The sequence below is a fragment of the Phenylobacterium sp. genome, from assembly GCF_013911965.1.
Lineage (GTDB): Bacteria > Pseudomonadota > Alphaproteobacteria > Caulobacterales > Caulobacteraceae > Phenylobacterium.
The window spans coordinates 24,067-42,262 of sequence record NZ_JACESE010000008.1 but is presented as its reverse complement, the minus strand read 5'-3'; the positions used below and the strand labels follow the sequence as shown (position 1 = coordinate 42,262).

Here is an 18,196-nt window from a genome sequence, read left to right as displayed (position 1 = left end):
CGGCCTTGGGCGCAGACCTTCGGATGACATGGCCGATTCCTTGACCGTCGATTCGCCGCCCCCGGGGGCCATCGTCGTGCGACGCGCCGGCTCCATCGTCCTGGCCCGCCATGGTGAGCCGGCCATCAGCCGAAAGGTGTGGATCAACGCCGAGGGCTATCGTCAGTTCTGGGCGCAGTACGAGGTGCTGGGCATCCTTCCCGGCCAGACGCCGCCCGGCGCGCTGATGTCCTTCGTCGCCAAGGCCGGCGCCATCATCTCCTCCACCCGGCAGCGGTCCATCGACACCGCGCTGGCCTTGACCCAGGGGCGCGAGTTCGTCAGCGAGGCCATGTTCGTCGAGGCGCCCCTGCCGCCGCCGAACCTGCCGAACTTCATCAAGCTGACCCCGGCGCTCTGGGGGTTCGTGGCCCGCGTCTGGTGGTGGTTCTTCCACCATCATGGCCAGGAGACCCGCGGTCAGGCCGAGCAGCGCGCCGACGAGGCGGCCGAGCGCCTGATCCAACTCGCCGAGGGCGGCGAGGACGTGGTCGTCCTCGCCCATGGCTTCTTCAACTTCATGGTCGGCCGGGCCCTGCGCCGCCGTGGCTGGCGGATGACGGCGAGCGAAGGCTACAAGTACTGGTCGATGCGCCGTTTCGAGCGGCCCTGAACCTGTGGCCAGGCCCCGTTGCGGCGGCCGCCTCGCCTCTCTAGGTTGGCGGTTCTCCCGAGGAGCGAAATGGCCGAAACCGACGACATCCAAGCGCTGACCTTCGAACAGGCGCTCGCCGAGCTGGAAGGCATTGTGGGCGAACTCGAATCCGGCCGCGCGCCGCTCGAGGACTCGATCCGCCTCTATGAGCGCGGCGCCAAGCTGAAGGCCCACTGCGAACAGCGGCTGGAGGCCGCGCGCCTGCGGGTGGAAAAGATCGTCGTCGGCGCCCAAGGTCCGCAGGGGACGCAACCGGCCGAGTTCAGCTGATGTCGGAGGTGGCGCGCCGCGTGGCCGAGGCGGCCGACCTGGTCACCGTCGCGCTGGACGAGCTGCTGCCCCGGGCGGACGGGCCGGAATCGCGCCTGACGGAGGCCATGCGCTACGCCGCGCTGGGCCCGGGAAAGCGGCTGCGGCCCTACTTCGTGCTCGAGACGGGCCGCATGTTCGAGCTGGAGGAGCGGCCCCTGCTGCGGGCGGCCTGCGCGCTGGAATGCGTCCACGCCTACAGCCTCATCCACGACGACCTGCCGAGCATGGACGACGACGACCTCAGGCACGGACGCCCGACGGTCCACAAGGCCTATGACGAGGCGACCGCCGTCCTGGCCGGCGACGCGCTCCAGGCCGCGGCGTTCGAGATCCTGGCGCATCCGGACACCCATCCCGACGGAGCGACCCGGGCCGAGCTGATCCTGCGCCTGGCCGCGGCGGCCGGGGCCAGGGGCATGTGCGGCGGCCAGATGATCGACTTGCTGGGAGTGCGCGACGACCTCGGCGCGGTGGCCCGCATGCAGCGCATGAAGACCGGCGCCCTCATCGCCTGCGCCTTCGAACTGCCGTTGGCCATGGCGCACCTCGGCGATCCCGAACGCCACGCCCTGATGGCCTTCGCCCAGGATCTCGGGCTCGCCTACCAGATCGTCGACGACCTGCTGGACGCCGAGGGCGACCCCGACCTGATGGGCAAGCGGGCGGGCAAGGATGCCGCCATGGGCAAGGCCAACTATGTCACCCTGCTGGGCGCCGAGGCGGCCCGCCAGAGGTTGCAGATCTTGGTCGAACAGACCAAGTCCCACCTCGATCCCTTTGGCGAACAGGCCGATTTCCTGCGGGCCAGCGTTGATTTCGTGCTACAGCGCCGCAACTAGTTCGCCCACCAGCAGCTTGCTTATTCATGCCGCCGATCACGCCTCTGCTCGACAAGGTCCACACCCCCGCCGACACGCGCGGCCTCTCTACGGCCGAGCTGCGCCAGCTCGCCGACGAGGTGCGGGCCGAGACCATCGACGCGGTCTCCCAGACCGGCGGCCACCTGGGGGCCGGCCTGGGCGTGGTCGAGCTGACGGTGGCCCTTCACCATGTCTATGAGACCCCCAAGGACATCCTGATCTGGGACGTCGGCCACCAGGCCTATCCGCACAAGATCCTCACCGGCCGGCGCGACCGCATCCGCACCCTGCGCCAGGGCGGCGGCCTGTCGGGTTTCACCAAGCGGTCGGAGAGCGAGTACGACCCCTTCGGCGCGGCCCATGCCTCCACCTCGATCTCCGCGGCGCTCGGCTTCTGCGCCGCACGCGACCGCTCGGGCCGCGACAACCGCGTGGTGGCCGTGATCGGCGACGGGGCCATGAGCGCCGGCATGGCCTACGAGGCCATGAACAACGCCGCCGAGACGACCAAGCAGCTGACCGTCATCCTCAACGACAACGACATGTCGATCGCCCCCCCGGTGGGCGGGATGAGCGCCTATATGGCCAGGCTCGTCTCGGGCGGCGGCTACCAGTCGCTGCGCAATCTCGGCAAGTCGGTGGCCAAGGCCTTTCCGCGCCCGATCCAGGAAGCCGCCCGCAAGGCCGAGGAATACGCCCGCGGCATGGTCACCGGCGGCACGCTCTTCGAGGAGCTCGGCTTCTATTATGTGGGTCCCATCGACGGGCACGACATGGAGTCGCTGGTCGCCGTTCTGAAGAACGCCCGCAGCATCGTCGACAGGCCCGTGCTGGTCCATGTGGTGACGCAGAAGGGCAAGGGCTACGCCCCGGCCGAGAAGGCCGCCGACAAACACCACGCGGTGGTCAAGTTCGATGTCGTCACCGGCCAGCAGGCCAAGGCCCAGGCCAAGGCGCCGAGCTACACCAAGGTGTTCGCCACCGAGCTGATCAAGCAGGCCGAGCGCGACCCGACCATCTGCGCCATCACCGCGGCCATGCCCTCGGGCACGGGCCTCGACCTCTTCGGCGCGCGCTTTCCCGAGCGGACCTATGACGTCGGCATCGCCGAGCAGCATGCGGTGACCTTCGCCGCCGGCCTCGCCGCCGACGGCATGAAGCCGTTCGCGGCCATCTATTCCACCTTCCTGCAGCGCGGCTACGACCAGGTGGTCCACGACGTGGCCATCCAGGGCCTGCCTGTCCGCTTCGCCATCGACCGCGCCGGCCTGGTCGGCGCCGATGGGGCGACCCACGCCGGCTCCTTCGACATCGGCTATATGGGCGCGCTGCCCGGCATGGTGCTGATGGCCGCCTCCGACGAGGCCGAGCTCGCCCGCATGGTGGCGACCTCCGTGGCCATCGACGATCGGCCGAGCGCCTTCCGCTATCCGCGCGGGGAAGGGACGGGGGCCATGATCCCGGACCTGGCCGAGCCGCTGGAGATCGGCCGCGGCCATGTGGTCCGCGAAGGCGGCGCGGTGGCGCTGCTGTCCTTCGGCGCGCGCCTGCCCGAATGCCTGCGCGCCGCCGACCTGCTGGCCGCCCGCGGCTTCTCCACCACGGTGGCCGACGCCCGCTTCGCCAAGCCGCTCGACATGGACCTGATCCTGCGCCTGGCGCGGGAGCACGAGGCCCTGATCACGGTCGAAGAGGGCTCGGTCGGCGGTTTCGGCGCCTTCGTCCTGCACGCCCTGGCCGAACGCGGCGTGCTGGACCGGGGCCTGAAGATCCGCACCCTCACCCTGCCGGACATCTTCCAGGACCAGGACAAGCCCGAGGTGATGTACGCCCAGGCCGGTCTCGACGCCGACGGCATCGTGCGGGCGGCGCTTGGCGCCCTCGGCGCGACGGACGCCGCCGCGGCGGGGCGCCGCGCCTAACGGCAGTAGCGGAAGAAGCCCCGCAGCTCGCCGCGCGGCGCGGGCGGCGGCTCCACCACCGCCCCCAGAGCCGCCAGACGAATGACGCCTTCGTCGGCGAAGGCCTCGGCCACCGGCGCCCGGTCGGCGAACTCCACGCGCACGATTGATCCTTCGCCGCTGGCGTCGACGATGGCTTCCCCCGGAATGGTCGTCTGATAGGGGCCCGAGCTCAGGGTGACGCTGATCGGCCAGGGCGCCGGCCGCCCAACGTCGTCGAGCCAGAGGCCGTTCTCCTGGCGGACGCCCAGGGCCTGGGCCGCCGGAAAGGCCGCGATGATCTGCCCGCTGTCCTCCCTGCAGGTGAAGGCGACCACCCAGTCGTCCGTGGCGGGCGTCGCATAGGCCAGCTGGGCCGGGTCGGGCTCCCGGCGCAGCATCCAGGTGCGCTCCTGGGCAGCGGCGGGGGTGAAGGCGACGGCGGCGGCGAGGCCGAGGAGCAGGGCGCGGATCATGCGGCGAGCTTAGCCGCGGCGCTCGCGGCGCTCCAGTCGATCGCCTCAGGCCGAGCGGCGGCAGGCGCCGAAGAAGTCGGCCACCTTCGTGCGATCCTCGCCACGGGCGGCGGCCTTCACGGCGCGTCCCTGCCCGCTGACGGTCAGGTCGCCGCTGCGGGCGAACCGGTCGAGCGCGGGCTGGCCGGCGTCGGTGTGGGCCATCACCAAGGCGACGTCGCCCATCGGACTGGGCGCCACGTCGGCGGCGAGCTCCAGGCGCTCGCCGCGGGAGGCCAGGCCGATGCGGCCCTGGGCGCGGTCCTGGGGCGCGGTCATCGAAACCTCCACCCGGCCCGAATGCATCTGGCAGGTCATCATCACCAGCACCTGGTCGGTCTGGGGCACGCCGTAGGCGAGCTTGGCGCCCTCGCTCTCGGTGTGGTTCAGGGACCAGCTCATCGGGGGCGCGCTCTGCGGCGCCTCGTGGGCGCAGGCGGCGAGGGTGAGGGCGGCGGCGAGGCCGAGAGCCGAGCGAGTGCGCATGGACGTCTCCTTCGGATCAGGAAACGTCGGGAGACCCGCCCGGTTCATTCCGGGGTCGGTCAGAAGGGGGAGAAGGTCTCCACCAGCGCCTGGCCCGCGGGGGTCTTCTGAACGCGGCTGATGTCGCCGCGGCCGCCGTAGCTGATGCGCGCCTCGGCGATCTGGGTGTGCCGGATCGTGTTGGCGGAGGAAATATCTTCCGGGCGGACGATGCCGGCCACCGACAGCTGGCGCACCTCGGCGTTGGTGCGGACCTCCTGGGTGCCCTGGATCATCATGTTGCCGTTGGGCAGGACCGCGGTGACCACCGCGGCGATGGTCAGGCTGATCTTCTCGGCGCGCGAGACCGAGCCGGAGCCGGCGTTGTTGCTGGCCGAGTTGGTCGAGATCGCATTGGCCGGATCGAAGCCGCCGGGCAGGACGCGGCCGAGGCTCGACTCCAGGCCCAGGAAGTTGGGCACGCCCGCCGAGGCGCCGGAGGTGCGCGAGGACGAGGTGGAGTTGGAGGTCTGCGCCCGGTCGTCGATCTCGATCTGGACGGTCAGGATGTCGCCGACGCGGTTGGCCCGCTGATCGATGAAGAAGGCGCGCGCGCCGGTGCGCCACAGGGAGTTGGCCGAGGCCGGCGTGGCCATGGGCTGGTTGGCCGAGGCCAGGATCACCGGCTGCTGCTGCGGCACCAGGGCGGCCGGATAGCGGACCGGCGTCAGGTCGGGTCCGGCGACCGCTTCGTGGACGGTGGAGCAGGCGCCGAGCGGGAGGAGGGCGAGGGCGGCGAGAAGGGGAAGGCGCATGGGCGAGGGCCTCTGAGGGATTCGGATCAGCGCTGGGCGTAGCGGAGGGCCGGGCTGGCCATGAGGAGATCGGCGGCGGGGCCGACGGCCGCCTGGCCGGGCCCAACGGCGACGGCGAGCACGGTGCGTCTGGAGGTCAGGTTCTCCGCCTCGAAGGCCTCGCCGACCGTGGCGCGGCCCTTGGCCTTGGCCTTGACGGTCAGCACCATGCCGTCGGCCTCGTAGGTCAGGGTGATGAGGTCGCCCGAGGCGATCACCTGGGGCGCGGAGACGTCGCGCGCGGAGACGGCGGAGCCGGCGCGCAGCGGCCGCCGGGCCTCCAGGCCGATGATCTCGGCCGCATCGTCGGGGGCGTCGGCCGGCGCGACGGCGAGCTTGGCCCAGATCAGGTCTTCCGGCTGGACGATCTCGCCGGACGACAGGCTGCGGGCGTAGGTCAGCACGTCCACATTGCCGCGCTGGGCCGGGGCGGCCGAACCGCCGCCGCTCGCGCCCGAGCGGACGACGATCCGGCGGATGCCTTGCGCATTGGCCCAGTCGAGGCCGGCGCGGCGGGCGACCTGCTGCACGGCGCCGGCGTCCAGGACGATGCTGAGGCCGGGCTTGGCCGCCACGCGGACCTCGGCGGCGGATCCGGCTCCGTCGAACAGGTCGCCGAGGGTGACGACGCCGTCGGCGTCGAGGGTTTCGGCCCTCAGGGTCACGGCCTGGCCGGCCTGGGCGGCGCCCGCGAGCGTCAGGAGAAGCGCGGCGGCGCCGCAGAGGAGGCGGGTCTTCATCTTACGACTTCACCGCATTGGCGGCCTGCAGCATCTCGTCGGCGGCGGAGATCACCTTGGAGTTCATCTCATAGGCCCGCTGGGCCACGATCAGGGCCGTGATCTCGGTCACCGCATCCACGTTGGAGGCCTCGGTATAGCCCTGCAGCAGGGTCCCGAAGCCGTCGGCGCCGGGCGCGCCGACATTGGCCGGGCCGGAGGCCGCGGTCTCCATCAGCAGGTTGTCGCCGATGGCTTCCAGGCCGGCGTCGTTGACGAAGGTGGCCAGTTCGATCTGGCCCACGACCTCGGCTTCGGTCTGGCCGGCGCGGATCGCCTGCACCTGCCCGCTCTTGGACACCGCGATCGAGGTGGCGTCGTTCGGCACCGCAATGGCCGGCTGGATCTCGTAGCCGTCCTCCGTGACCAGCTGGCCGTCGGCGTTCAGAGAGAAGTTGCCGGCGCGGGTGTAGGCGGTCTCGCCCGAAGGCATGAGCACCTGGAAGAAGCCGCGCCCTTCGATGGCCAGGTCGTAGGGGTTGCCGGTATTGGTCACCGCGCCCTGTTCGGTGATGCGATAGACCGACCCGGCCTTCACGCCGCCGCCGATCTGCACCCCGGCCGGCACGATGGTGCCCTGCTCGGACGACTGCGCGCCGGCCCGTTCGATGGTGTGGTAGAGCAGGTCCTGGAACTCGGCCCGCTGCTTCTTGAAGCCCACCGTGTTCATGTTGGCGATGTTGTTCGAGATGACCTCGACGTTCAGCTGCTGGGCCGACATGCCCGTCGCTGCGGTGCGGAGCGCCTGCATCGTTCTACTCTTTCCTTAGTTCGCGCGACCCATGCGCTCGACGGCGCGGCGGGACAGGTCGGCGGTGGATTCCATCATCCGGGTCACGCTCTCATAGGCGCGGGTCACCTCGATCAGGCGGGTGATCTCCAGGATGGGTTTGACGTTGGAGCCTTCCAGCATGCCCTGGCGGACGCGCACGTCCGGGGCGGCCTCCGGCTGCAGGTTGGAGACGTTGCGCAGCAGGTTGTCGCCGGCCTTCTCCAGGACGGACAGGTCGTCGAAGCGCATGACGGCGATCTTGCCGATCGCGTTCTCGCCCTGGCTGACCGTGCCGTCGGCGGCGATGGTGACCGCGCCGTCCTGCGGGTTGACGATGATCTCGCCGCCGCCGTCGCCGGAGACCGGGTCGCCGGCCTGGGTGACGATGCGGCCGAGTTCGTCCAGCCGGAAACGGCCGTCGCGGGTGTAGCGGGCGCCTTCCTCGGTGGTCACCTCGAAGAAGCCGTCGCCCTCGATGCCGAGGTCGAGGTCCGAACCCGTCGTGAAAAGGGCGCCCTGGCCGAAGTCGCGGGCCACCCCGGCGTCCAGCACGAACTTGACCGGCTTGGGCGCGCCCAAGGTCTCGGCCGGCGCGGCCGGCTCGGTGCGGGCCATCAGGCTCTCGACCTTGAAGCCCACCGTATCGGCGTTGGCGACGTTGTTGGCGATGATGTCGAGCTCGCGGCGCAGGATCATCTGGCGCGACAGACCGACGTAAACCGCATTGTCCATGAGCGCCTCCTCTTGCCTGCGACACGATTGCGCGCCCAGTGGCCTGCAAGGAGCGGGCCAAGTCGAAAACCCAATGAAAATCAGGAGTTAAGAAGGTTAATTTTGCGCCGGCGGCGCCTTCTGCCGGGCAGGTTCGAGCCCCTGTTAAGGAGTGTAAAAACCTATCCTTAACCTCGATGCGCGATGGCTGAGGGTCTAGAATCTAAGGAACCGCGCGCGTGGCCAAGGACAAGGTCAAGGAAGCTCCGGAGGATGGCGCCGAAGCCGGCGAGGACGGCGAAGGCGCGCCCGGCAAGAAAAAGCTGCCGCTGAAGATGCTGATCATCGCCGGCGCCGGCGCGCTCGTGGTGCTGGGCGGGGGCGGCGCGGCGGCCTTCATGTTCCTCAAGCCCAAGCCGGCCGCCGAGGGCGAGGCGGCTCACGGCGAGAAGGCCGAAAAGGGCAAGGAAAAGAAGGAGAAGAAGGGCGAGAAGGGCGACCACGGCGGCGAGGGCGAGGGCGGCGAGAGCCCGGCCGTGATCCGCGCGGGCCCCGACGGCGTCGTCTTCTACACCCTGCCCGACATCGTCGTGAACATGCAGACGGCCGACGGCAAGGCGACCTTCCTGAAGCTCAAACTCACCCTGGAACTGCCCGACGACTCGGTGACCCATGAGCTCGATCCGAACCTCCCGCGGCTGCAGGACATGTTCCAGACCTTCCTGCGCGAACTGCGGCCCGAGGACCTGTCGGGCAGCCAGGGCAGCTACCAGCTGCGCATGGAGATCCTGCGCCGGGTGAACCTGGTGATCGCCCCGGCCAAGGTGAACGCGGTGCTGATCGAGGAGATGCTGATCAACTGATCCGCGCCCGCGCGGTCGGTTGGCTTTCGCCATGGCAGACGATTCCGACATGCAGGACGACAACGCGGCCTGGGGCGCCGGCGGCGGCGAGCCCGATCCCTTCGCCGGTTCCGAGCGCATCCTCAACCAGGACGAGATCGACAGCCTGCTGGGCTTCGATCTGTCCGACGACGAGTCGTCGGAGCGGACGGGCATCCGCGCCATCATCAATTCGGCGCTGGTCTCCTACGAGCGCCTGCCCATGCTCGAGATCGTCTTCGACCGCCTGGTGCGGCTGATGACGACGTCCTTGCGCAACTTCACCTCGGACAATGTCGAGGTCAGCCTCGACAACATCTCCTCGATCCGTTTCGGGGACTATCTGAACTCGATCCCGCTGCCGGCCATCCTGGCGGTCTTCAAGGCCGAGGAGCTGGAGAACTACGGCCTGCTGACGGTCGATTCGAACCTGATCTACTCCATCGTCGACGTGCTGCTCGGCGGCCGCCGCGGCACCGCGGCCATGCGCATCGAGGGCCGGCCCTACACCACCATCGAGCGCGTGCTGGTGCAGCGGATGGTCGAGGTGGTGCTGGCCGACGCCCGCGCCGCCTTCGAGCCCCTGACCCCGGTCTCCTTCACCCTCGACCGGCTGGAGACCAATCCGCGCTTCGCCGCCATCGCCCGGCCGGCCAACGCCGCCATCCTGGTGAAGCTGCGCATCGACATGGAGGATCGCGGCGGGCGCATCGAACTGCTGCTGCCTTACGCCACGCTCGAGCCCATCCGGAAGATGCTGCTGCAGCAGTTCATGGGCGAGAAGTTTGGCCGCGACAACATCTGGGAAGGCCACCTGGCCACGGAGCTCTGGACCACGCAGATGGAGGTCCGCGCCGTGCTCGACGAGATGCAGATTCCGCTGCAGAGGCTGCTCGACCTTCAGGTGGGCGACACCATCACGCTCAATGCGACGCCGGAAAGCCCGGTGGAGCTTCGCGCCGGCGCCATCCCACTCACCCGCGGTCACATGGGACGCCGCAACCACAACATCGCCGTTCGCGTCGAGGCGCCCCTGTCGCCCCAGGCCCGCAAAGCCGTGCAGAGGATCCGATGAGCCTGATCGCGATCGCCATGAACCTGCTGCTGGCCGTGCTGCTGGCCGCGGCCCTCTTCATGGGCTGGCGCCTGAACCGCCGGCTGAAGGCCCTGCGCGACAGCCATGAGGGCTTCGCCCAGGCTGTGGCCGAACTGGACGCCGCGGCCCGCCGCGCCGAGCAGGGCCTGGCCGACCTGCGGGCGGCCACCGACGAGGCCGCCGAGACCCTCAGCGACCGGATCGAGAAGGCGCGCCAGCTCAGCCAGCGTCTGGACCGGCAACTGAAGGACGGTCCGGCGCTGCGGGACGAAGACCCCGACGAGGCCGAGCGCGCCGCCGAGCGGCGCCTCGGCGCGCTGCTGTCGGGCGCGCACGAGCTGCGTCCGGCCCGGCCCCGCGCCGAACCCGCACGGCCCCGGCCCGCCAGCCGCATGGGCCGCGCCTTTGACGAAGACCTTTTCGACGAGCCCGAGCGTCCGACGCCGGGCGTCCTGCGTGGAGATCGCCGGTGAAGTCCGTGCCCCGCATCCTGCCCATCGTCGGCGTCGCCATGGGCGGCGTCCTGGCCGTGAACGCGCTCTCGGGCGCCCAGGCCCTGCCCGAACTGGTCTCCGGCGCGCGAGCCTTCGCCGAAGAGGCCGTCGGCAAGGGCGGTGAGGGTGAGCCCGACAAGCCGGAAGCCGCCGCCGAGGGGGAGACGGCTCCCACCGGCGAAGCGGCCGACGCCGCCGCGAAGACGACGATCCCGAAGCCGGCCCAGGTCTGCGCCCCGACGGCGGCGGAACTGGCCAAGGAGGCGGGGCTCTCGCCGGCCGAACTGCAGGTGCTGCAAAGCCTCGGCGAGCGGCGTGGCCAGCTGGACCAGCGCGAGGCGTCGCTGGACACCCAGCTCGCCCTGATGGCGGCGGCCGAGACCAAGCTCGACGCCAAGGTGAAGGCGCTGAACGATCTCAAGGCCCAGATCGAGGGCCTGATGGGCGAGGCGGCCGAGCGCGAGGACGCCGAGGTGGCCCGTATGGTCAAGGTGTTCGAGGGCATGAAGCCCAAGGACGCGGCGGCCCGGATGGTGGTGCTGGACGACGCCGTCCGCCTGCCGATCGCCTCGAAGATGAAGGAGCGCTCCCTCTCGGCGGTGCTGGCGGCCATGCCGCCCGTGGAAGCCAAGAAGCTGACCGAGAGCCTCGCCAAGCGGTTCGCCGAGGCCCGCGCCCTCGGCGACGCGCTCGCCAAGACCGAGGCCGCGGCCGCCCAGGCCGCCGCGCCCCCGGCCAAGGCGGCCGCTCCGCCGGCCAAGGCGGGCGCCTAAGGTCATGCGCCTGCGCCGGGCCCTGCACAGCGGCGTCGCGGCCGTCTGCATCGCCGCCGTCGCGGCCCCGGGCGGCCTGGCCGCACAGACGCCGCCGGCGGCCGCGACCCAGGCGCTGGACGTCCGGGTGGCCCAGGCGCGCGACTTCTCCCGGATCGAGTTCCACTGGAAGGGCCAGGCGCGGGTGACCAGCCGGCGGGACGGCCAGGTCCTGACCCTGCGCTTCAGCCGCGACGCAAATCCCGACCTCACGCGGCTGCGCGTGTCGCCGCCCCGCTGGGTGAAGGGCGCCGAGGCGCGCCACGTCGGCGGCGTGCTCGAACTGGCGCTGACCCTGGAGGAGGGCGCCGACGCCAAGGTCGGCCAGGCCGACGGCGCGGCCTTCGTCAACGTCTTCGCCGCGCCCCCGGTCGAGACGGCCGAGGCCCCCGCCGCCGCGGAGGCCGCCGCTGCGCCCGCCACGGCCGCGCCCGCGCCCCTGGCCGAGCCGCAGCGCCCCGATCCCACCCCGCGGTCCGGCGTCGTCAAGCTGGAGACGAAGCTGGTCAACAGCCAGGTGCTGCTGTCCTTCCCCTGGGCCGCCCCGGGGGGCGCGGCCGTCTTCCGGCGCGGGAACGCCGTCTGGGTCGTCTTCGACGCTCCGGTCCGACTGGACGTCTCCGGCGCGCCGCGCGGCCTGCGCCAGTTCACCAGCATGCAGGCCTTCCGCGGTCCGGACTATTCGGCGGTCCGCATCGCGAGCCCCTCCGACACCCCCGTCTTCGCGATAAGCGAGGGTTCGACCTGGACCATCGCCCTGGGCCCCGGCGCCCAGCCCCAACCGACGCTGGTCCAGGTGCGCCGGGACGAGGCCGGGGGGCCGGCGGCGCTGACGGCGGCGATTTCGGGAGTGACGCGCGTCGTGCGGGTGCCCGATGCGGTCGTGGGCGACACGCTGGTCGTGGCCACCGCCCTGGGGCCGCCCAAGGGCCTGCCGTCGCGCCGCGAGTTCGTGCAGATGGCCCTGCTGCCGTCGGCGCAGGGCCTCGCCATGGAGACCTTCGCCGAAGACATCACGCTGACCCGCAGCGGCGATCTGGTCGAGATCGGCCGTCCGACCGGGCTCGCCCTGTCCTCGCCGTCGGTCGCCATGCGCCGCGCGGAGGCGCCGGTCGGCGCGCCGCAGCCGGCCGGACGCCCGGCCCTGATCGACTACGACAACTGGCCGAAGACGGGCTCGGGCGGCTTTCTGTCGCGTTACAACGCCCTCGTCACGGCGGCCGCCGAGGAGGGCCTCGACCCCGCCGACCGCCAGACGTCCGCACGTATGGCGCTGGCCCGCTTCCTGGTCGGCTCCGACCTGTCGTTCGAGGCCATCGGCGTTCTCAACGACCTCGCCCGCGACCAGCCCCAGGTCCTGGGGGATGCCGAGTTCCGCGGCCTTCGCGGCATCTCGCGCGTCATGGCTCGGCGCTACAAGGAGGCGGCGGCCGACTTCTCGGCCCCGACGCTTTCCGACGACCCTTCGGCGGCGCTGTGGCGTTCGTACCTGGCGGCCAAGACGGCGCAGTGGCCGGAGGCGCGCAAGGAGTTCGCCGCCGGCGCCTCGGCCTTCAACCAGTTTCCCGCCGTGTGGCGCGCCCGGTTCGCCCGGGCCGACGCCGAGGCGGCGCTCGCCATGGGCGACATGGACGGGGCGCGCGCCCGAATCCGCATGGCGCTGGACGAGAAGACCGACGCGCTTGAGGAACTGGCCGGCCGACTGCTGCAGGCCGAACTGGCCGAGAAGGAAGGCCAGACCGGCCGGGCGCTGAAGATCTTCCAGGCGGTCGCCCGCGCGCCGGTGGACCACCTGGCCGCGCCGGCCCTGCTGCACGCCACACGGATCCGCTTCGAGGAAGGCGCCATCACGCCGACCCAGGCGGCGGCGGCCTATGACAGCCTGCGCTTCCGTTGGCGCGGCGACGCCACGGAGCTGGAGACCATCCGGGCGCTGGGCCGCCTCTATCTCAGCCAGGGCCGCTACCGCGAAGCGCTGGAAGCGCTGCGCTCGGCGGGGCAGCGCCTGCCCGACCTGCCTGAGGCGCTGGGCCTGCAGGCGGACCTGAACGCCGCGTTCCGCGCCCTCTTCCTCGACGGCCTGGCCGACGGCCTGGAGCCGGTGCAGGCTCTGGCCCTCTTCTTCGACTTCAAGGACCTGACGCCGCTCGGGGCCGACGGCGACATGATGGTGCGCCGGCTCGTTCGCCGCCTCGTCGATGTGGACCTGCTCAACCAGGCCGCTGAACTGCTCAGCTATCAGGTGGACAACCGCCTCGACGGCGTGCCGCGGGCCCAGGTGGCGACGGATCTGGCGCTGATCTACCTGATGGACCGCCGGCCGGAGCAGGCCCTGGTGGCGATCAACGGCTCACGCTCCACCGTGCTGCCCAAGGCGCTGAACGCCGAGCGGCGGCTGATCGAATCTCGCGCCCTGGCCGATCTCGGGCGTCTCGATCATGCGCTGGAAGTCCTCGCGCGCGAGGATTCCGCCGACGCCCGCGACCTGCGCGCCGAGATCGTCTGGAAGCAGAAGGACTGGCCCAGGGCCGGCGAGCTGTTCGAGGCCTCGCTCGGCGACCGTTGGCGGGACAAGAGGGCGCTGACGGTGGAGGAGGAGAGCAAGCTGCTGCGCGCGGGCGTGGCCTTCAGCCTGGCCGGCGACGACGCCGCCCTGGAGCGCCTGAACGGCCGCTACGCTGGCTTCGTGGGCCAGGCCCGCAATCCCGAGGCCCTGCGCGTGGCGCTGACCGGGGTGGCCGCAGGGCCCATTGGCGTGGGGGAATTCGGGCGCATGACGGCGGACAACGAAGCCTTCTCGGGCTGGGTCTCCAAGATGAAGGAGAAGTTCCGCCAGGCCGCCGATCAGGGGGCCAAGCAGGCCGCGGCGCCGTCGGGGGCCAAGAACAAGCAGAGCTGAACCGGTCTGGGAAACCTCGCGGCGGCCGTCACGTTGCGGAAGCCAGGAGGCCCCCATGGCGCAGGCGCAGACCCACGGGCTGAGCGACGTCCTCGATCAGCTGGAGGAGACCGCTCACGGCGAGAGCATCGCGGTTCAGGAGGTGGTCGAGAAGCTCGGCCGCCACGCCTTCGCCTCCCTGATGTTGGTCTTCTCCCTGATCTCGCTGTCGCCGGCGAGCGGCATTCCGGGCGTCACGACCGTCGTGGCGGCGATCGTCTTCATCCTGGCCGTGCAGATGGTGGCGGGCCGCCAGTGCCTGTGGCTGCCGCGCTTCATCACCCGCCGGCAGCTGTCCACCGCCAAGCTGTGCAAGGGCGTCGGCTGGCTGCGCCGGCCGGTGCAGGCCGTGGAGAAGCTGTCCCGGCCGCGGCTCCGGATCCTGCTGCACAGGCCCTGGATCTACCTGCCGCTCGTCCTGATCCTGGGGCTCACCCTTCTCATGCCGGTGATGGAGGTGGTGCCCACCTCCGGCTCCATCGCCTCGGGCGTCATCGCCCTCTTCGCCGCCGGCCTGCTGACCCGCGACGGCGTGTTCGTCCTGATCTCGCTGGCCCTGCTCCTGGCCGTGCCCGTGGCCGTCTGGCACTTCGGCTTCAGCGGGTGAGGGCGCCGCAACGAATCCTTTGACCTCTCCCCACGCCCCATGGCTTCGTCGCGCGACCAAGAAGACCGACGGGGAGATGCGCCATGCCGCAGTTCGGCAGCTATCAGAACGAGATCTACGGCCTGGGCCTCCGGGGCGTCCTGCCGACCGTGCCGGTGGACTATGCGACGCTCGTCCAGCGCGCCACGGCGGCCATGCCAAGCCACGTTCTGAACTATGTCCAGGGCGGCTGCGGCGACGAGTTCACCCAGGACCAGAATGCGGAGGCCTTCCATCACTGGGGCATGGTCCCGCGGATGATGGTCGAGACCAGCACGCGGGACCTGTCGACCGACCTCTTCGGCCACACCTATCACTCGCCGCTGTTCATGGCGCCCATCGGCGTGACCGGCATGTGCACCCAGGACCAGCATGGCGACATCGCCGCGGCCCAGGCCTCGGCCCTGACCGGCGTGCCGATGGTCGTCTCCACCCTGGGCAACGACACCATGGAGGAGGTGGCCCCGCACCTGGGCGACACGCCGGGCTTTTTCCAGCTCTACACGCCGCGCAACAAGGAGCTGGCGGAGAGCCTGATCGCCCGGGCCGAGGCGGCCGGCTATCGCGGGATCATCGTGACGCTCGACACCTGGGTGACGGGCTTCCGCCCGCGCGACCTGAACGCCGGCAACTTCCCGCAGCTGCGCGGCCACGTGCTGAAGAACTACACGGCCGATCCGGTCTTCCAGAAACTGCTCGGCAAGGACGCGTCCGATGCCCCGGCCGAAGCCGTGGCCCTGTGGGGGTCGCTCTTCGGCCGTCCCATGCTGTGGGAGGACATCGCCTGGCTGAAGTCGGTGACCAGGCTGCCCATCATCCTGAAGGGCATCTGCCATCCCGATGATGCGAAGAAGGCCGTCGATCTCGGCGCCGACGGGATCTACTGCTCCAACCACGGCGGCCGCCAGGCCAATGGCGGCATCGCGGCCATCGACATGCTGCCCGACGTGGTCAAGGCGAGCGGCAAGGTCCCCGTCTGGTTCGACTCCGGAATCCGTTCCGGTTCCGACGTGGTCAAGGCCCTGGCCATGGGCGCAGCCGCCGTCGGCGTCGGCCGGCCCTTCGTCTACGGCCTGGCGCTGGACGGCGCCGCCGGCGCGGCCCACGTGCTGAAATGCATCCTGGCCGAGGCCGACCTCTTCATGGCCGTCAACGGCATGCCGACTCTCGCCGACCTGCGGCGGGAAGGGGTGCGGCGGCTGTAGGTTCTTGCGCGCCGCAGGCGCTGTTCAAGGGGTGTCACAAAGCACACCAAGAGAAGCAAAGGACACGAAGAAGGGCCCCGACCCTTCGTGTCCTTCGCGCCCCTTTGTGTCCTTTGTGTCGCTTCTTTGGTCAGGCGCTGACGCGCCGGATCAGCCCCCGCCGGCGCCGCGCTGGAAGCTCTCGACCAGGCTGCCGGCGACCAGGCGCCAGCCGTCCACCAGGACGAAGAAGATCAGCTTGAAGGGCAGGGAGACGACCACCGGCGGCAGCATCATCATGCCCATGCTCATCAGCACGCTGGCCACCACGAGGTCGATGACCAGGAAGGGCACGAAGAGCAGGAAGCCGATCTCGAAGGCCCGCTTCAGCTCCGAGATCATGAAGGCCGGGGTGACCACGCGAAGCGGCAGCTCCTGGAGGGTCTCCGGCTGCTCCACCCGCGACAGGCGCACGAAGAGGGCGAGATCCTCGCGGTCCACCTGGGACAGCATGAAGGTCTTCACCGGATCGGCCGCGGCCTCGAAGGCCTGGGGCAGCTCCATCTCCTGGTCGAGCAGGGGCCGGATGCCGTCCTGGTAGGCCTGCTCGAAGGTCGGCGCCATGACGATGGCGCTGAGGAAGAGGGCGAGGCTGATGATCACCGCATTGGGCGGGCTCTGCTGCAGGCCGAGCGCCGTCCGCAGCAGGGAGAGCACGACCACGATCCGCACGAAGGAGGTGGTCATGATGACGATGGACGGCGCCAGCGAGAGCACGGTCAGCAGGCCGACCAGCTGGACGACCCGCTCGGTCAGGCCCGCGCCGGTGCCGAGGTCGATGTTCACCGCCTGGGCCAGCGCCACCGCCGGCCAGGCGAGGCTGGCCAGCGTCACCAGGGCCGAGAGGCTCGCGGCGCGGCGCAGATCGAGCGCCGAGACCGAGGCGGCGCGGCGGAGCAGCTTGCGCATCAGGCCTTCTCCCCGGCGGGTTTGGCGGGAGAGCGGGCGGGGCGCTTGGCCGCCGCGGGCGGGCTGAGCATCTGACCCTCGCCCAGCAGCAGCAGGCGCTCCTCTCCGTCGCAGGCGACGAGCACGAGGCGGCGGGTCGGGTCGAGCACCAGGGTTTCGACCACGGCGAGGCGTCGTTCGCCCTGGGCCGGAGCGAAGCGGGCCATCAGATCGGGACCGAACCGGCGCAGGGCGACCGCGGCCAGGCCGATCAGGCCGACAGTGATGGCGAGCGCGAAGACCGCGCGGGCGAAACTGGCGAAATCCATGGCGCACCTGGCCGGCGCATTCGATCGCCGGGCTGACCTCTAAGTGCCGCAGGACCCTTAAGGAGCGATTAACCCTGTTTATTCACCATGTTGGCGATGAACCTGGCCGACATCCCCCTCTTCTCGATGCTGCGCGGCCGCCTGGGCTATCTGGGCGAGCGCCAGAAGCTGATCGCCCAGAACGTCGCCAACTCCGAGACCCCCGGCTACAAGCCCCAGGATCTGAAGCCCTACAGTTTCGACGCCCAGGTCCGCAGCGTGCAGCTGACGGCGGCGGGCGCGCCGGCGCGCACCCAGGCCGCCCATATGGCCGGGACGGTCAGCCGCAGCACCTCGAGCGCCGGGATCAAGGCGATCCGGACCAAGGATTCGGAGACCACGCTCGACGGCAATTCGGTCGTCCTCGAAGAGCAGATGATGAAGATGTCGGAGGCCCGCATGGCCTATGACGCCGCCGTCGGCTTCTACCAGAAGTCCCTCAACCTCCTGCGCACGGCCGCCCGCCCGCCGGGCCGCGGCTGACCGAGAAGGGAGCTGACCGCCCATGCCCGAGATCAAGACGACGCAAGGCGCCGCCCAGGCCATCGCCGCCTCGGCGCTCCGCGCCCAGCAGGCGCGCATGCGCGTCATCGCCGAGAACCTGGCCAACGCCAACTCCACCTCGCGCGAGGCGGGCGGCGATCCCTATCGGCGCCAGGTGGCCATCTTCGAGCCGGCCAAGATCGACGCCGGCCAGGGCGTGCGCATGAGCCGGGTGGAGGCCGACCCCAGCGAGTTCCGCACCGAGTACGAGCCGGGCCATCCCTCGGCCGACGCACAGGGCTATGTGAAGCTGCCCAACGTCAACACCCTGGTCGAAGCCATGGACATGCGCGAGGCCCAGCGCGCCTACGAAGCCAACCTCAACGTCATCGAGACCGCCCGCTCCATGGAGATGCGCGTGCTCGACCTGCTCAAGCGCTAGGG

The 18,196-nt window shown here is 70.7% G+C and carries 21 protein-coding genes; 13 read left to right on the top strand and 8 right to left on the bottom strand.

The genetic code is table 11. The features are described 5' to 3' along the window. Positions 1 to 28: 28 nt before the first annotated feature. The 4 genes from H2041_RS09735 to dxs all read left to right on the top strand — a co-directional run bounded on the left by H2041_RS09735 (position 29) and on the right by dxs (position 3,788). Complete coding sequence (locus H2041_RS09735) at positions 29 to 652, top strand: histidine phosphatase family protein (RefSeq protein WP_293412084.1); 624 nt, start codon at positions 29 to 31, stop codon at positions 650 to 652. Positions 653 to 721: 69 nt separating this feature from the next. Further along, on the top strand, positions 722 to 964 hold the full coding sequence (locus tag H2041_RS09730) for an exodeoxyribonuclease VII small subunit (protein ID WP_293412082.1): 243 nt from the start codon (positions 722 to 724) through the stop codon (positions 962 to 964). Beyond that, positions 964 to 1,845: a polyprenyl synthetase family protein gene (locus tag H2041_RS09725; protein WP_293412080.1), complete on the top strand. Its 882-nt coding sequence runs from the start codon at positions 964 to 966 to the stop codon at positions 1,843 to 1,845. The genes H2041_RS09730 and H2041_RS09725 overlap by 1 nt, the downstream gene beginning before the upstream one ends. 26 nt (positions 1,846 to 1,871) lie before the next feature. Continuing rightward, positions 1,872 to 3,788, top strand: a complete 1,917-nt coding sequence (dxs, locus tag H2041_RS09720; RefSeq protein ID WP_293412078.1) for a 1-deoxy-D-xylulose-5-phosphate synthase — start codon at positions 1,872 to 1,874, stop codon at positions 3,786 to 3,788. Here dxs and H2041_RS09715 read toward each other — a convergent pair. Genes H2041_RS09715 through flgF form a run of 6 tightly spaced genes read right to left on the bottom strand, consistent with a single transcriptional unit; the run spans position 3,785 to position 7,923 of the window. Beyond that, on the bottom strand, positions 3,785 to 4,282 hold the full coding sequence (locus H2041_RS09715; RefSeq protein ID WP_293412076.1) for a hypothetical protein: 498 nt from the start codon (positions 4,280 to 4,282) through the stop codon (positions 3,785 to 3,787). The genes dxs and H2041_RS09715 overlap by 4 nt on opposite strands. A 45-nt stretch (positions 4,283 to 4,327) precedes the next feature. Continuing rightward, positions 4,328 to 4,807 (bottom strand): hypothetical protein, encoded by a 480-nt coding sequence (locus H2041_RS09710; protein ID WP_293412074.1) that lies wholly within the window; start codon positions 4,805 to 4,807, stop codon positions 4,328 to 4,330. Positions 4,808 to 4,866: 59 nt separating this feature from the next. Continuing rightward, positions 4,867 to 5,601, bottom strand: coding sequence for a flagellar basal body L-ring protein FlgH (gene flgH, locus H2041_RS09705; RefSeq protein WP_293412072.1), 735 nt, complete (start codon positions 5,599 to 5,601; stop codon positions 4,867 to 4,869). Positions 5,602 to 5,627: 26 nt separating this feature from the next. After that, positions 5,628 to 6,380 carry a flagellar basal body P-ring formation chaperone FlgA gene (gene flgA, locus H2041_RS09700; protein ID WP_293412070.1) on the bottom strand — a complete coding sequence of 251 codons (753 nt, stop codon included), beginning with the start codon at positions 6,378 to 6,380 and terminating at the stop codon, positions 5,628 to 5,630. Position 6,381: 1 nt separating this feature from the next. Then, positions 6,382 to 7,170 carry a flagellar basal-body rod protein FlgG gene (gene flgG, locus H2041_RS09695; RefSeq protein ID WP_293412068.1) on the bottom strand — a complete coding sequence of 263 codons (789 nt, stop codon included), beginning with the start codon at positions 7,168 to 7,170 and terminating at the stop codon, positions 6,382 to 6,384. Positions 7,171 to 7,185: 15 nt separating this feature from the next. Further along, entirely contained in the window at positions 7,186 to 7,923 is a 738-nt protein-coding gene (gene flgF / locus H2041_RS09690; protein WP_293412066.1) for a flagellar basal-body rod protein FlgF, read from the bottom strand. Between the two features lie 218 nt (positions 7,924 to 8,141). On the opposite strand from flgF, the gene H2041_RS09685 reads away from it, so the two are divergent. From H2041_RS09685 to H2041_RS09655, 7 genes are all read left to right on the top strand, one after another. Beyond that, on the top strand, positions 8,142 to 8,765 hold the full coding sequence (locus H2041_RS09685; RefSeq protein WP_293412064.1) for a flagellar basal body-associated FliL family protein: 624 nt from the start codon (positions 8,142 to 8,144) through the stop codon (positions 8,763 to 8,765). Positions 8,766 to 8,814: 49 nt separating this feature from the next. Further along, entirely contained in the window at positions 8,815 to 9,858 is a 1,044-nt protein-coding gene (gene fliM, locus H2041_RS09680; RefSeq protein WP_293412378.1) for a flagellar motor switch protein FliM, read from the top strand. Then, positions 9,855 to 10,352, top strand: coding sequence for a DUF6468 domain-containing protein (locus H2041_RS09675; protein ID WP_293412062.1), 498 nt, complete (start codon positions 9,855 to 9,857; stop codon positions 10,350 to 10,352). Before fliM ends, H2041_RS09675 begins: the two co-directional genes overlap by 4 nt. Then, positions 10,349 to 11,146, top strand: a complete 798-nt coding sequence (locus H2041_RS09670; RefSeq protein WP_293412060.1) for a MotE family protein — start codon at positions 10,349 to 10,351, stop codon at positions 11,144 to 11,146. Before H2041_RS09675 ends, H2041_RS09670 begins: the two co-directional genes overlap by 4 nt. Positions 11,147 to 11,150: 4 nt before the next feature. Further along, complete coding sequence (locus tag H2041_RS09665; protein ID WP_293412058.1) at positions 11,151 to 14,084, top strand: tetratricopeptide repeat protein; 2,934 nt, start codon at positions 11,151 to 11,153, stop codon at positions 14,082 to 14,084. A 55-nt stretch (positions 14,085 to 14,139) separates the two neighbouring features. After that, a complete protein-coding gene (locus H2041_RS09660) occupies positions 14,140 to 14,730 on the top strand; it encodes an exopolysaccharide biosynthesis protein (protein ID WP_293412056.1) in 591 nt (196 codons plus the stop codon). 83 nt (positions 14,731 to 14,813) lie between these two features. Next, a complete protein-coding gene (locus H2041_RS09655; RefSeq protein ID WP_293412054.1) occupies positions 14,814 to 15,974 on the top strand; it encodes an alpha-hydroxy-acid oxidizing protein in 1,161 nt (386 codons plus the stop codon). Between the two features lie 150 nt (positions 15,975 to 16,124). Here the strand turns inward: H2041_RS09655 and fliP are convergent, their stop codons facing one another. Together fliP and H2041_RS09645 are read right to left on the bottom strand one after the other, a co-directional pair. Next, the gene (gene fliP, locus H2041_RS09650) at positions 16,125 to 16,922 is read right to left on the bottom strand and encodes a flagellar type III secretion system pore protein FliP (RefSeq protein ID WP_293412052.1); all 798 of its coding nucleotides are present in this window, start codon (positions 16,920 to 16,922) and stop codon (positions 16,125 to 16,127) included. Then, entirely contained in the window at positions 16,922 to 17,230 is a 309-nt protein-coding gene (locus tag H2041_RS09645; protein WP_293412050.1) for a flagellar biosynthetic protein FliO, read from the bottom strand. The genes fliP and H2041_RS09645 overlap by 1 nt, the downstream gene beginning before the upstream one ends. Before the next feature lie 96 nt (positions 17,231 to 17,326). On the opposite strand from H2041_RS09645, the gene flgB reads away from it, so the two are divergent. Next, complete coding sequence (gene flgB / locus H2041_RS09640; protein WP_293412376.1) at positions 17,327 to 17,752, top strand: flagellar basal body rod protein FlgB; 426 nt, start codon at positions 17,327 to 17,329, stop codon at positions 17,750 to 17,752. A gap of 22 nt (positions 17,753 to 17,774) precedes the next feature. Then, the gene (flgC, locus tag H2041_RS09635; RefSeq protein WP_293412047.1) at positions 17,775 to 18,194 is read left to right on the top strand and encodes a flagellar basal body rod protein FlgC; all 420 of its coding nucleotides are present in this window, start codon (positions 17,775 to 17,777) and stop codon (positions 18,192 to 18,194) included. Positions 18,195 to 18,196 lie beyond the last annotated feature (2 nt).